Source organism: Peribacillus muralis, from assembly GCF_001645685.2.
Classification (GTDB): domain Bacteria; phylum Bacillota; class Bacilli; order Bacillales; family DSM-1321; genus Peribacillus; species Peribacillus muralis_A.
This window is the reverse complement of the sequence record NZ_CP017080.1, coordinates 62906-77500: the sequence shown is the minus strand read 5'-3', so window position 1 is coordinate 77500 and position 14595 is coordinate 62906. Positions and strand designations below refer to the sequence as shown.

The 14595-nt window shown below is 44.0% G+C and carries 15 protein-coding genes (1 of these 15 running past the window's edge); all 15 read right to left on the bottom strand.

The window, feature by feature from the left end; genetic code table 11:
* Positions 1–1431, bottom strand: the 5' portion of a protein-coding gene (gene lysS, locus ABE28_RS00405; RefSeq protein ID WP_167353373.1) for a lysine--tRNA ligase. The gene continues 63 nt to the left of window position 1, outside the view; only the first 1431 of its 1494 coding nucleotides appear in the window; its start codon is at positions 1429–1431; the stop codon falls past the left edge of the window.
* Between the two features lie 192 nt (positions 1432–1623).
* Entirely contained in the window at positions 1624–2622 is a 999-nt protein-coding gene (dusB, locus tag ABE28_RS00400) for a tRNA dihydrouridine synthase DusB (RefSeq protein WP_064462617.1), read from the bottom strand.
* A 23-nt stretch (positions 2623–2645) separates the two neighbouring features.
* A complete protein-coding gene (locus ABE28_RS00395; protein ID WP_064462616.1) occupies positions 2646–2858 on the bottom strand; it encodes a helix-turn-helix domain-containing protein in 213 nt (70 codons plus the stop codon).
* Positions 2810–3337 carry a 2-amino-4-hydroxy-6-hydroxymethyldihydropteridine diphosphokinase gene (gene folK, locus ABE28_RS00390; protein WP_064462615.1) on the bottom strand — a complete coding sequence of 176 codons (528 nt, stop codon included), beginning with the start codon at positions 3335–3337 and terminating at the stop codon, positions 2810–2812. Before folK ends, ABE28_RS00395 begins: the two co-directional genes overlap by 49 nt.
* Positions 3338–3341: 4 nt before the next feature.
* The gene (gene folB / locus ABE28_RS00385) at positions 3342–3701 is read right to left on the bottom strand and encodes a dihydroneopterin aldolase (RefSeq protein WP_064462626.1); all 360 of its coding nucleotides are present in this window, start codon (positions 3699–3701) and stop codon (positions 3342–3344) included.
* Positions 3694–4539, bottom strand: coding sequence for a dihydropteroate synthase (gene folP, locus ABE28_RS00380; protein WP_064462614.1), 846 nt, complete (start codon positions 4537–4539; stop codon positions 3694–3696). The genes folB and folP overlap by 8 nt, the downstream gene beginning before the upstream one ends.
* Positions 4540–4700: 161 nt before the next feature.
* A complete protein-coding gene (cysK, locus tag ABE28_RS00375; RefSeq protein WP_064462613.1) occupies positions 4701–5627 on the bottom strand; it encodes a cysteine synthase A in 927 nt (308 codons plus the stop codon).
* Between the two features lie 128 nt (positions 5628–5755).
* The gene (locus ABE28_RS00370) at positions 5756–6652 is read right to left on the bottom strand and encodes a peptidyl-prolyl cis-trans isomerase (protein ID WP_064462625.1); all 897 of its coding nucleotides are present in this window, start codon (positions 6650–6652) and stop codon (positions 5756–5758) included.
* Between the two features lie 18 nt (positions 6653–6670).
* Positions 6671–7552 carry an Hsp33 family molecular chaperone HslO gene (gene hslO, locus ABE28_RS00365; RefSeq protein WP_064462612.1) on the bottom strand — a complete coding sequence of 294 codons (882 nt, stop codon included), beginning with the start codon at positions 7550–7552 and terminating at the stop codon, positions 6671–6673.
* 37 nt (positions 7553–7589) lie between these two features.
* A complete protein-coding gene (locus ABE28_RS00360) occupies positions 7590–8369 on the bottom strand; it encodes a type III pantothenate kinase (protein ID WP_064462611.1) in 780 nt (259 codons plus the stop codon).
* Between the two features lie 170 nt (positions 8370–8539).
* Positions 8540–10600: an ATP-dependent zinc metalloprotease FtsH gene (gene ftsH, locus ABE28_RS00355; protein ID WP_083231906.1), complete on the bottom strand. Its 2061-nt coding sequence runs from the start codon at positions 10598–10600 to the stop codon at positions 8540–8542.
* A 117-nt stretch (positions 10601–10717) separates the two neighbouring features.
* The gene (hpt, locus tag ABE28_RS00350) at positions 10718–11257 is read right to left on the bottom strand and encodes a hypoxanthine phosphoribosyltransferase (protein ID WP_064462624.1); all 540 of its coding nucleotides are present in this window, start codon (positions 11255–11257) and stop codon (positions 10718–10720) included.
* A gap of 32 nt (positions 11258–11289) precedes the next feature.
* Positions 11290–12684, bottom strand: a complete 1395-nt coding sequence (gene tilS / locus ABE28_RS00345) for a tRNA lysidine(34) synthetase TilS (protein WP_064462610.1) — start codon at positions 12682–12684, stop codon at positions 11290–11292.
* A 96-nt stretch (positions 12685–12780) separates the two neighbouring features.
* The gene (locus ABE28_RS00340; protein ID WP_373921311.1) at positions 12781–13764 is read right to left on the bottom strand and encodes a protein kinase domain-containing protein; all 984 of its coding nucleotides are present in this window, start codon (positions 13762–13764) and stop codon (positions 12781–12783) included.
* Positions 13730–14467, bottom strand: coding sequence for a VWA domain-containing protein (locus tag ABE28_RS00335; RefSeq protein WP_061144013.1), 738 nt, complete (start codon positions 14465–14467; stop codon positions 13730–13732). The genes ABE28_RS00340 and ABE28_RS00335 overlap by 35 nt, the downstream gene beginning before the upstream one ends.
* Positions 14468–14595: the final 128 nt, after the last annotated feature.

Sequence of the window (14595 nt, the reverse complement as noted above, 5' to 3'; positions counted from 1 at the left end):
CATAACCAGGCGGTCAACACCAATCCCCAATCCGCCAGTCGGTGGCATTCCGTATTCTAAAGCTTCCAAGAAATCCTCATCCATTTCATGCGCTTCATCATTGCCTTGCTCCCGTTCTTTCAATTGAGCTTCAAAGCGTTGACGCTGATCAATCGGGTCATTAAGTTCCGTAAAGGCATTCGCATGCTCCCTGCCCACAATGAATAACTCAAAACGATCGGTGAAACGGGCATCTTCCGGATTTTTCTTAGCTAACGGGGAAATTTCCACCGGATGTCCATAAATGAAGGTAGGCTGAATTAACTTGTCTTCCACCTTTTGTTCGAAGAACTCATTCACGATATGACCAAACTCCATGGAGTCCTTAATTTCTATCCCATTCTCTTTAGCGAGCTGCTGCGCTTCTTCTTTACTCATGCGGGCCCAGAAGTCCACACCCGTATATTCCTTTACAGCGTCGACCATGTGAAGTCGTTTCCATTCCGGTTTTAACACTATTTCATGTTCACCATATTGAATAGTGGTCGTACCCAAAACTTCTTGGGCAATGTGGGCAATCAAATTTTCCGTTAAACTCATGATATCCTTGTAATCCGCATAGGCCTCGTACAATTCGATCAATGTGAATTCCGGATTATGCCTAGTTGATACTCCTTCATTACGGAAAACACGGCCAATCTCATAAACCTTTTCCAATCCGCCTACGATTAGGCGTTTCAAATGAAGCTCGATGGCTATCCTTAAATTCAAAGGCATATCCAAAGCGTTATGGTGAGTTAGGAAAGGACGTGCAGCAGCTCCCCCAGCAACGGAGTGCAATAGCGGCGTTTCCACTTCCAAGTATCCGTGATCATCCAAATAACGCCTCATGGCTTGAACTATACGGCTGCGCATGATCAACGTGTTTTTACTTTCTTCATTAGTAATTAAATCCACATAACGTTTCCGATAACGTTCTTCTACATCCTTTAGTCCATGGAATTTATCAGGCAACGGACGTAGCGCTTTAGAAAGGAAGGCATAGTCATTCGCTTTAATGGAAAGCTCCCCAACCTTCGTCTTGAAAATCACACCTGTGACGCCAACTATATCGCCAAGATCTGTTTGGTTAAAAATCTGGTAAGACTCTTCACCTATGTTATCTAAACGAACGTAGATTTGGATTTGGCCGCTAATGTCCTGAATGTGGGCAAATCCCGCTTTCCCCTTTCCACGCTTGGTCATGACACGGCCGGCAATGGTAACCTCGATTTTCTTTTCCTCAAGGTCTTCCTTTTCAAACTCACCATATGCTCTAACTAACTCCTGGGTGCTATGAGTGCGCTCAAATCTGCTCCCGAAAGGATCTTGTCCATTATCAATCATTGCCTGCATTTTATCGCGTCTTACTTGCAATTGATCATTCAATTCTTCATGACTCACGAAAATCATCTCCATCTTTATTAATAAAAGCTTTATATAATTGATCAAAATTTCTTTTGCATACGTATTTATTCTTACATAAAGTACAGGAATTCAACAGCTTTTTATCTTAAAAACTTCGTTATGTATATATAAAAACTGCCAGATTACTGGCAGCTTAAGATATGCGTATTATAGGAAATTAGGAAGGCGAAGTCAACATCAGACCATTTGAATGTTCATTTCCTTCGCTTCGATTTCATCGACCAATCCATAAAGAAGTCTCACGACATCTTCTCTTGTTTCACATTCGTTAATCCCTTTACGGGCATTACCATTTCCTTTAACACCTTTTAAATACCAAGAAGCATGTTTACGCATTTCACGAACAGCGACGTTTTCATTTTTCAGTGCAATAAGGCGATCCATGTGAAGTACACAAACATCCATCTTTTCACGAACTGAAGGTTCGTCCATCAATTGACCGGTTTCCAAATACTTAACGGTCCGGTAAATCATCCATGGGTTACCTAAAGCTGCACGGCCGATCATGACACCGTCAACTCCAGTTTCCTTCAACATGCGTTCAGCATCTTGCGGGGATTCCACATCTCCATTCCCGATAAGGGGAATATTGATCGCTTTCTTCACTTCACGAATGATGTCCCAGTTAGCTTGGCCTTCATACATTTGCACTCGGGTTCTCCCGTGCATGGAAACGGCTTTACCACCTGCGCGTTCAACTGCCTGAGCATTCTCAATCGCAAACACATGCTCTTCATCCCAGCCAATGCGCATTTTCACGGTTACAGGCTTTTCGACAACATCAACAACCGCAGAAACCATTTCATAAATTTTATTCGGATCAAGAAGCCATTTCGCCCCTGCATCACATTTTGTGATTTTTGGAACAGGGCATCCCATATTGATATCAATGATGTCGGCGGTAGTATTCTTATCTACGAATTGTGCAGCTTCCACCAGCGATTTCTTTTCCCCGCCAAAGATTTGCAGGCTTAACGGCTTTTCCCTTTCATCTATATACAGCATATTCATCGTTCTGGCATTTTGGAGTACAATTCCCTTGTCACTGACCATCTCCGCACATACTAGACCAGCACCGAACTCCTTGACCGTCAGGCGGAATGCCGAGTTACAGACTCCCGCCATCGGCGCTAGCACTACCGGATTTTTCATTTCTATATCGCCTATTTTTAACACGGGTTACCTCCCATAACATTCTTTCATTTATCCTCTGGAGGCTGAAGCTCCTCAATGGACACATGAAGGATATCCGCCACTTCCATTAAAAATGCCTCAGAAGGGATGCGGTTCCCTCTTTCTATTTCTCCCAGCAACGAAACGGAAACACCTATTGCCCTCGCAAAGCCTTCCTGGGTATAACCCTTTAACTTTCGAAAAGCGCGAATGCGCCTTCCCCATTTTTCACCTTCCATAATCGAACTCCTTCTTTATCCGGAATCTGTTCAAGCAGGTCGCTCAATGGTGCATGCATGTGCGGAATCCTGATACTAGGGTCCACCTCCATTAAAGGCACGATAACAAACGCCCTCTCGTGCATACGGGGGTGCGGGACCGAAAGAATCTCTGTCTCAATAGTTTCATGATTATATAACAAAATGTCAAGGTCCAAAGTACGGGGACCCCACCTCAATTCCCTTTTTCTCCCTAATTTTTGTTCGATTTGCATACAAACGCGAAGTAACTCTTCTGGCTGCAAGTCGGTTTCCACCTTAAGCACAGCATTTAAAAAACAGTCCTGATCAGCATATCCGATTGGATCCGTTTCATAAAATGAAGAGCAGCCTGTCAACCTGATATGCGGATTTTCAGTAAATAATTGGAAAGCCCTCTCGAATGTATCGAGACGATTGCCCAGGTTCGATCCTATTGATAGGTAAGCAATATTTAACACAGTGTCAGCGTCCTCTCACAATCTCTATTGCAACCGAGTCATAGTGTCCCGCTATCGGAGGATCCGGTTTATACACCTTGACCGTGCAGTTATCTATTGATGGATATTTTTGAAGCAGTTCAGAAGCAATCTTTTCAGCAACAGCCTCCACTAGCTTAAAAGGCTCCCCCTCTACCACGCCTTTACACAATTCATATAACTCTCCGTAGTTTATCGAGTCCTTTAGATCGTCACTCTTTCCCGCCTTGGCTAAATCGGTCTCGACGGTCAGATCGACTTTAAAACGCTGACCAAGCTTCGTTTCTTCAGGGAAAACACCATGATACCCATAGAAATCCATTTTATTGACAAATATCTTATCCAATTCCATCACCTTTTCCTAAAAGTGCATCCATCATCTTTGCAGTTCGTGCCATTTCCTTTACATCGTGCACCCGAACCATTTGACAGCCTTGTTGAATACCATGGCAGATTGTAGCGGCAGTCCCTTCCATCCGTTCTTCTGGAGGTAGATCCAGAACGTGACCGATCATGGACTTTCTGGAGGTCGCAAGCAGGACGGGGTAGCCTAATGCTACAAGCTTATCAAGATTCCTCATCATTTCCAAATTGAATTTTAAGTCTTTTGCAAACCCGATGCCTGGATCGAGGATGATATTTTCTTCCTTGACGCCAGCACGCTTTACAATCATGATGCTTTCGTATAAGTCCTGAAACACATCCCGAACGAAATGACCATACTCCATATTATCCCGATTATGCATCAAAATAATGGGCACACCAGATTCCGCTGCAACCTCTGCCATCAATGTATCGGCTTTGCCTCCCCAAATATCATTTAAGATATGGGCCCCCGCCCTCACAGCCTCTTGGGCAACCTTTGATTTATATGTATCAATCGATATCGGTATTTCAATATTCCGGGAAATGGCCTCAATGATCGGGGCAACCCTTTCTATTTCCTCATCATCCGATATCCTCTCATAATTAGGACGGGTGGACTCACCTCCTATATCCAGAATATCCGCCCCGTCTTTCACCATCCGCTCCGCATGCTTCAAGGCCGCATCCACCCGATTATATTTCCCTCCATCCGAGAACGAGTCCGGCGTAACATTCAAAATACCCATAATTAAGGTTTTCTTGCTGTAATCCAATTCAAATGAACCGCATATAAGTTTTGACGCTCCAGCTAATGACATCCAACGTACTCCTCCGCCTAAAGAATTCTATATATATGAGTGTAACCATTTACACACGCATAGTGCAAGCCATCACCGAAGATAACCCATCCGCCTATGGACTTTGGCAAAAAAAAAAGCAAAGCCCCCCAAGGGACTTCGCTTCTCGTTCAACGCAAATATTATTCAAAGTTATATAGCGGTGTGCTTAAGTAACGTTCTCCATTACTAGGAATGATCGCTAGGACCTTTTTGCCTTTTCCCAGTTTTTCAGCCACTTTAATGGCCGCTGCAATGGCACCTCCGGAAGAAATCCCACCAAGGATTCCCTCCTCTTTGGCTGCACGGCGGGCGTAATCGAATGATTCCTCAGTATTGACTTGAATGATTTCGTCATAGAGGTCTGTATTCAAAATACTTGGGACAAACCCAGCACCGATACCTTGAATTTTATGCGGTCCCGGGCTCCCACCGGATAATACAGGAGAATCCGCAGGTTCAACTGCGTAAATCTTGATATCAGGGTATTTCTCACGCAGGACTTCACCCGCACCCGTTATCGTCCCCCCTGTACCGATACCTGCTACGAAAGCATCCAGACCTTCATCACCAAATGCCTCGACGATTTCAGGACCAGTAGTGTTGCGATGAACTTCAGGATTGGCTTCATTCTCGAATTGCTGTGGAATGAAATACCCCTTTTCTTTGGAAAGCTCAGTCGCCTTAGCGATGGCACCCTTCATTCCTTCCGGTCCAGGCGTAAGGACTAATTCCGCTCCATAAGCACGTAGTAAATTACGGCGTTCCAGGCTCATCGTTTCCGGCATAACAAGGATCGTTTTATAGCCTTTCGCTGCCGCCACCATCGCAAGTCCGATACCTGTGTTTCCACTAGTAGGTTCAATGATCGTATCACCCGACTTAAGGATACCTTTTTTCTCCGCTGACTCGATCATGGCAAGTGCGATGCGGTCTTTTACACTGCTGCCCGGATTAAAGTACTCAAGTTTCAAATAAATATCCGCACTATTTTCCTGTTGAAGCTTGTTTAACTTCACGATAGGTGTTTGCCCAATCAAATCGATAACAGAATTAGCTATACGTGCCATTTTTCCCACTCCTCATCATTTAATACCGAGTATTTTTGTTGGTTTTAATAGTTTAAAGTTACCAGTTTAATTAGCTCGTTGTCAATGATTATCTATTATATTCTAAATTTTCTTACATATCGATTGACCTACTTTTGTTCCTTCGATCCATAAAACCATTCTACATCAAATTCGTCCCAGAAGATCTTTCCCGAAACGGGTGCCTGAATCTGTTCAAGAGCTATTTGGCGGTGTATTTTATCTTTAACTTCCTCGTATTTATACTGTTTGCCCTTAATTTTTTCATGAAGATAAAGAACGGCCCAGCCATCCTCCGTCTTGATTGCCTCACTCCACTTATTGGCTTGTAATTTTTCTGCTGCTTCAATGTATTCCTTAGGAACCTGCTCGTTAGCCTGTGATATATACCCCATATCACCACCCTGATTGGCGGTGAATTCATCCAGGGATTTTTCCATAGCCAACACCTCAAAGGAGACCCCTTTCTCCAATTCATGCCTGATTCTTTCCGCCTGCTTTTTCGTAGACGTGGTTATATGGGATATATGATACGTGGTGGGAATCCGATAGACGTCCTTATTTTCTTCATAATATTTCTCCATGACGGCTCCTGAGACAGAAACGTCCTTGGTGAGCAGCTTCTCGAGCAGGAGGCTCGATTGAACTTCCTGCCTCAACTGATCGGTGCTTTTATTAAGAGTCTGACCCGCAGCTCCATACATCGTCTTCATCATTTTAAGTTCACGATCAATCTCTTTATCAGAAATTTTCACTTTGTATTTTTCTGCTGCCTGCTTCACTACCTCTTTATCCACCATTTCCTCAAGTACGTCTTCTCCATATCTCTTTTCAAGCTCATTAATCCATGCTTCCCGGGAAATATCCTTGGATCCAACCTTGGCGGCCGTTTCCTCCCCAATTACGGATTTAGAGAAGATTAATGGTTTTATGACAAAGATGATGATAGTCAAAAGGTTCAACAAGGCAAGGCCGGCAATAATCGCCCTAAGCTTTTGTTTAGGCAAGACCTTTTCCTCCATCAATTATTTTTGTGTTGCTTCTTCCAGCTCCTCAAGATCTTCTTTCGAGAATTGGTAGGTTTCATTACAAAAATGGCATTGCGCCTCCGCTTTACCCTCTGTCTCGATAATATCCCGAATTTCTTCTTTTCCAAGGCTGATCAATGCATTGGAAATTCTCTCCCTTGAGCATTGACAGGAAAATTCGACATCCATTTTTTCTAAAATGGCCACATTGCCCTCACCTAAAATTTCCGTTAGGATCTCTTCCGGTGTCAAACCTCGTTGAATCATTTTTGAAACAGGGTCGATCGTGCTTAAGCGACTCTCTATTTTGGAGATTGTTTCGTCAGACGTACCAGGCAGCAATTGAATGATGAATCCGCCCGCAGCAAGAATCGAATTGTCTGGATTCACGAGGACGCCAACACCCACTGAAGAAGGCACCTGTTCGGATGTGGCAAAGTAATATGTGAAATCCTCGCCCAATTCCCCTGAAACAAGCGGAACTTGACCTGAGAAGTGATCACGCAGGCCGATATCCTTGACGACGGTCAGCAGGCCGTCCGTCCCCACCGCTTTCCTGACATCAAGCTTTCCATGTTCATTCAAATCAAAATGAGTTTGTGGGTGCGTGACATATCCACGAACTTCGCCCTTTGCATTACTATCGACAAGGATTGACCCGATTGGTCCTCCGCCCTCGATTTTAATCGTAAGTTTTTCTTCACCTTTCATCATGCCGCCCATCATCACGCCGGCCGTCATTGCACGCCCAAGGGCTGCAGAGGCAGTCGGCCAAGTATAATGGCGTCTTTGTGCCTCTCCTACGGTTTCCGTTGTTGAAACGGCATATGCGCGAACTTGTCCCTCATATCCTAACGCCTTCACTAGATAATCCTTCATTTTATAGCGCTCCTTCCATGTTGTTCAAACATTTTCTTTATTTCTTCACTTGCTCACGATTACGTTTATAGATGAGCTGTAATCCCTTCAAGGTCAAAAATGGTTCCACGATATCAATCACAGTGGACTCATTAGCAATCAAGGTTGCTAATCCGCCCGTTGCAATCACCGTTGGCTCCAGATTACTTTGCTCCTTTATTCGGTTGACAATTCCTTCGACCTGTCCAACATAACCATATAATATTCCTGCCTGCATGGCCGAAACCGTATTCTTGCCAATGATGCCATCAGGCCGGCTGATTTCTATCCTTGGAAGCTTGGCAGCTTTCGAATAAAGCGCTTCTGTAGATATGTTAATACCAGGAGCAATGGCCCCGCCCATGTATTGTTTATCCTCGTTTATATAGCAATATGTCGTTGCCGTGCCGAAATCCACGATAATGAGAGGGCTTCCATACTCCTGAATGCCTGCAACGGCATTGACGATTCGGTCCGCACCCACTTCACGGGGATTCTCATATTTAATATTCAAACCAGTTTTGATTCCAGGTCCCACTATTAGCGGTTTTATGCCAAAGTACTTTTTGCACATACGTTCTAGCGCAAACATGATTGGCGGAACTACCGAAGAGATTATGATTCCATCGAATTGATCAAACGAAAGGCCTTCATGTTGCAGCAAAGACTTTATGACCATTCCATATTCATCTTCCGTCTTATGGCGGCTAGTCTCGATTCGCCAATGATATTTTAGAATATCTTCATCGTATACGCCTAATACTATATTCGTATTTCCAACATCCAATACAAAAATCATCGTTTCATCACTCCGGTAAATTATTCTCCAACATCATACCACACTGTTTTTTCATACGCTATTAGTCACACTTTTCGGATGCCGTTAAAAATCCCAGTCCCGTTCCATACCATTTAAGGGTTAAGAAAAGGGTATTTCCGAGGCGGAAATACCCTTTTCTGTTAGTCGGATTAAGACTTTTTATTGTCATCTTCGTTCGGGAAGGAAAGCGGCTTATCTTGAGGAGCCCCTTCATTGATCGGAGGGGTATTAAGCCCTTCCTCCGTTATTTCAAGGTCCTCAGGTCCCCTTTTATCCAATGGATCCAATAGGGCCTCTTTTTCTTCCTTCTTCGTATTGATGTTCACCTTGACATTATCATCAGCCGATAAATTGCCATTCAGAGCGGTATAATCGCGATCTGGCAATTTACCATTGTGGTATAAGCTTTGGATTTGCTCTGCATCAAGTGTTTCCACCTCAAGCAAGGTTTTAGCAACCAAATCAAGTTTTTCACGATTTTCAGTAAGGATTTTCTTACATCTTTCGTACGCTTCCTTGATAATGCGTTGGATTTCAAGATCGATTTCATATGCGATTGCATCTGAATAATTCTGATCATTATTGAAATCGCGGCCCAAGAAAACCTGACCTTGGGAATTACCGAACTGAAGCGGTCCAAGTTTGCTCATGCCATATTCCATGACCATGCTGCGAGCTATGCCCGTTGCACGCTGGAAGTCATTATGCGCTCCAGTACTCACTTCACCGAATGTAACTTCCTCGGATACACGGCCGCCTAAAAGTCCGACGATTTTATCTTTCAATTCAGGCTCCGTCATGAAGAAACGATCTTCTTTCGGAAGCATCACTGCATATCCGCCAGCTTGACCACGAGGGACGATCGTAACCTTATGAACGACCTCGGCATCATCGAGAACCAAGCCGATGATGGTATGGCCGGCTTCGTGCCATGCGACAATATTTCGTTCCTTCTTGGAAATGACACGGTTTTTCTTGGCAGGTCCGGCAATGACGCGATCTGAAGCTTCATCCAAGTCGGACATATCAATCTTCTTCTTATCTTGACGGGCAGCCACAAGCGCCGCTTCATTAAGTAAGTTTTCAAGATCGGCTCCGGAAAAGCCTGGTGTACGCTGGGCGATCGCTTTCAGGTCGACGGTTTCCGCCAAAGGTTTATTGCGTGCATGCACCTTAAGCACTTCTTCACGGCCCTTGACATCCGGGCGGCCAACCGTAATTTGACGGTCAAAACGTCCTGGACGCAATAATGCCGGATCCAATACATCAGCACGGTTAGTCGCAGCTATGATGATGATTCCTTCATTGCCGCCGAATCCATCCATTTCAACGAGCAATTGATTCAGTGTTTGTTCACGTTCATCGTGACCGCCGCCTAGGCCTGCGCCACGTTGACGTCCCACTGCATCAATTTCATCGATGAAGATGATACATGGTGCATTTTTCTTAGCATTCTCAAATAAATCACGAACACGGGATGCACCGACACCCACGAACATCTCAACGAAATCAGAACCGCTGATTGAGAAGAAAGGAGTTCCTGCTTCACCGGCCACCGCCCGTGCAAGTAAAGTTTTACCTGTACCAGGTGGTCCAACCAAGAGCACCCCTTTAGGAATGCGGGCTCCAAGCTCGGCAAATTTGCGAGGGTCCTTCAGGAATTCGACGACCTCCACAAGTTCCTGCTTTTCTTCATCCGCTCCGGCAACATCATTGAAGCGAACTTTTTTCTTATCATCATTATACAATTTCGCCTTACTTTTCCCGAAATTCATGACGCGGCCACCGCCGCCGCCCTGAGCTTGGTTAAGTAAAAAGAAGAATAGGATAAAAATGATTACAAATGGAATGATGGAAGTGAAAAATGTCACCCAGCCACTTGTCTTTTCTGGAGGCTCGACAGTGATGATGTCTTTATCCAGCTTGTTTGCAGCGTCATTGATCCGGCTTTGCGAATACTCACTGAACGGCACATACGTCACGAATTTCTTGTTTTCCTCATAACCTTTGAGCTGACCAGTGATTTCAAAGACACTGCTTTCGGGCTGCATCGTAAGTGATGTAACGTCCCCACTCTCCAAATGCTTATAGAATTCATCTTGGGTCATTTTCACGTTTGGTTCATTGTTATTATTAAAGATGCTTACAATCCCAATGATGACCAAAAAGATCAGTAAATAAAATATCGTATTACGGAAGATCCGATTCATCCCTTACCTCCTCCCACGGGTAAACAAACTATAGTAAATACTATCACACAAAATTAAGGAATTACAATAATTTAACACCGCTGTTTTAATCTGGTCTTTTCTTTCGGACAGGTACAATCAATTCGAGTAAATTTCAGGCTTCAATATGCCAATATACGGGAGATTGCGATATTTTTCGGCAAAATCCAGACCGTATCCGACAACGAATGCATCAGGAACGATAAATCCGGCATAATCGGGAGTGATATCAGCTTTCCGGCCTGTCGGTTTATCCAATAAGGTAACGATTTTAATTGATTTAGCTTTTCTATAGCGGAACAGCTCCGCAAGATAGCTAAGTGTCAAACCGCTGTCGATAATGTCTTCGATGATTAAAATGTCACGGCCCTCCACTGATGCATCAAGGTCCTTGATGATTTTCACTTCACCGGAAGATACTGTTGAGTTACCATAGCTTGAAACATCCATGAAGTCCATCTCAAGATGTGTATCCACACGCTTCAGCAAGTCTGACATAAATGGCATAGCGCCTTTCAGCACTCCGATAGCCAAAGGGAACTTCCCTTGGTAATCAGCCTCAAGCTGTGCACCCAGTTCCCTGATTTTTTTTTGAAGTTCTTCCTCTGTGATTAACACTTTTTCAATGTCGTTTTGCATGGTCATTGTAATTGATTGCCCCCCATGAAGAATTAAGCTTTTTTATATTCTAAGTAGATTAAAGATGTTTCATCAGAAAACATATCCGGTTCAACATCAGATTTCTTTATACCGGGAAGCCAAATGACCGTCCCCGCATGATCGATGATGACCGGCCACACATTTCTTTCCTGCATCGGGATTTTTTCATTGATGAAAATATCCTTCAACTTTTTAGTGCCGCACAATCCCTTGACTGCCATCCGTTCGCCTTCTTTCCTTGTTCGGACGGCAAGCGGAAACCGAACAGCGGATTCGGGAAGTATGAAAGAATGATTTCCCCTAAGTGCCGGAATTTCCTCTTTTATATAGTGCGCTTTAATCTTATATCCATTCGGAAGAATAGTCTCACCGGGAATTTGTAATTTAAGGGAATATTTTTGGCTTTTTTGCCGAAAAAATCGAAAGATGCAAGTTTGATATGATTTTTCCGCAATCAAGCCCTCCGGAAGATGCAATTCTGCAGATGGTTGAGGATTAAAAAACAAAACTAAAAGTTGATCAATATGTAATGCTGAAAGCGATGAAGGTCTCTCCAAATAAAGATAGTTTAATATTAGTTGAATCGCTCTTCTTTGTAAAGGTTTAGGCATCGCGAGGACCTCATCAATCTTAATGACCGCTTGATTTTCGTCCCGCTTGATCCATACGTTGGACATTTTACTTGAAACGAGGTTCGACAAAAACGCCTCATCATCATAAAGCTCTTCACTGAAACGCTGGAAGTGCTCATGGACCTTTCCGTTTTCCTGCTTTAAAAATGGTAGGACCTCGTGCCTAAAGCGGTTCCTGAGATAGGTATCTTGATCATTGCTTGGGTCGAGCCTCGGTTCAATACCATGAAGATCGGCATACTCCATGATTTGTGACTTCGTGATTTCAAGCAATGGCCTAATCAGCTGGCCCGTGTGAAAGCGCCGCTTTATGGGAATGCCTGCCCGCGCCTTTCCCGTCGCCCCCCTGGTTAAACGCATGAGCATCGTTTCGATTTGATCATCTCCATGATGTCCCAGCACGAGTGTTTCGCCCTTATGCTTATCCATGACTTCTTCATAGAAAGCAAAACGTAGCTTCCTTGACGTTATTTGGGAGCTTTCCCCCGTAAGCTTCATCCGGGCAGGGACATCGATCCTTTTCCCTTCAAAGGCGATGCCCCATCGTGCGCATATTCGCTCGACATATTGATAATCTTCATATGATTCTTCACCGCGGAACATATGGTCGACACTTGCAACGATCATTTCGTATTGAAAAAGCGGTTGGATTTCCTTCAGGATATGCAGAAGGACCATCGAGTCCGGACCTCCTGAAACACCTACGACCAATTTCGTCTTTTCCTGGATCAATTCATTTCTATAGATAGTGTTGAGAACTTTTTCCTTTATCATACAATCTTCCTTCTTTATGAACAGGTAATGATAGTTAATACGTTTCAAAACATGAAATGGTATCAACTATTTCATGATATTCGTTAATTAACTATATCATAACAACTGTTCATATATGTAAAGAACATAGAGCATCGATATGATCGCAACGAGTAAGAAAGTCTCAAAAAGTCCTCCCCTCTTTTTATTGGAATGGTTTTGGGACCTCCTAGCCTGCCTTGTCACAGGCTGACTCGTCGCCGCCCTGACCGTCCCCGTTTTTTTCTGGTGGCTTTGCTTACTTAGCACAGCAACTAAATCCTCCCTCATTTGAAGCGCTGAGTCGTACTTCCCGTGCAGCGCTTTATCCAGCATTTTTCTATAAGGGAGCAGGTCTTTTTTCTGCTTAATCAAGTCATTTAGCTGACTATACCCCTCACCTTTCTTGTGGAAACGTCCCGGGTAGGCTGAATTGATGATGATCATCGCTACAGCGAACAAGTCATATTGCGGATCGGCCTTTCTCGAACCAAGTCCCCAGTAACCTCTATCAAAGAATTCCGTGAATTCCTTGACTGATCGGCCAATCAGGGTCGTTCCCCCTACATCGACGCAGCGCACCTTATAGGCTGGTGAAGTGACGATCAAATTCTCGGGCTTTAAATCACCGAATACCCAGCCGTTAGCATGCAAGGCTGATAGACTCGTCAATAGCTGAAGCATCAAGACACCAATCCACGACGCTCCCTTTTTTTCAATGAAACGCAAAAAATCGTGTCCATGGATATATTCCATGACATAAAAGGGCAGCTGCTTACCTGATTTGATGAAATCGTCAGCTTCCAAAAAGGAAGGTCCAAGGGTAGACCCCTGGACCTTTGAAAAGGATTTTAGGATATTCATCTCCGATATGATGGACGTCCCATTATCACTGAGCTTTAGAGCATAATGACGATTTCCGTTTTCAACCAAATAGACGATGCCGTTAGCGCCACACCCCAATTCCTTAATGATTTTGTACTGGTTTTTATTCCACTTTCCAGTGACTGAGCTGCCAGGCAGGAGTTTACATTGATTCCTCAAAGTATTGTTCATCATCATGTGATAACAATCCCCTCAATGAACGTTTTTTATTGAAATAGGTCAATGCTTCGCGAATTGCCGGACCTGTCGGGGTGAGCCCGCCCGTACTGAGCTTAGGAAAAGTTGCCGTCAGGGCTTCAAGGTTTGGGGTCCAATCCAGCAATTTTTCCACATCTTTTCTTTTCCCAGGAAATACGAATACGGAAAATCGGCTGTCACCCATTCTTGCATTCATACTGAGGGAAAGGTCCAATAAGGAATCTTTTACGGTAGGAAGCTTATGTTTCATGCTTGCACTTGTATCTACAAGGATCAATACTTCAAGCTTGCTTGTTTCCCCAAGCTCATCGACCACCTCCATCACTTCGCCTCGTTTTTCCGGCGGGAGATCCTCCATCGTACTGGAATCTCCCAGTATTTGTTGAAGTTCACGATTGATAACTCCCTGTATGGTTTGAGTCATTGCCTTTTGGGTCACCATTTGCACGGTCTGGGACAGCTGCTGGGCATAGACGATTTGACTTACACCGCCTCCTGAGCCGGCAATCTTCTCGATTTCCTTCAGTCCCTTTTCATCAATCACATCATTTTCCATCACGCCTATGACATTGATGGTTATGCCTTGCTCCCTTGCTAGTTCAGCCATGGCGGATGGCTCCTCACCATGATTCGAACATCCGTCGGTAATAAGCAAAATCTGTCTTAATGTTCCTGCTTTCATGTTTTGCTCTCCCTTCTTTTCAATCTGTTACCATAATTGACTAAAAAAGGGGATATTATACGCAAAACACATCGACTAGATTCAGGGAGAGCTCCCTGAGCGTTCAACCTTTTTACCTTTTACCCGTC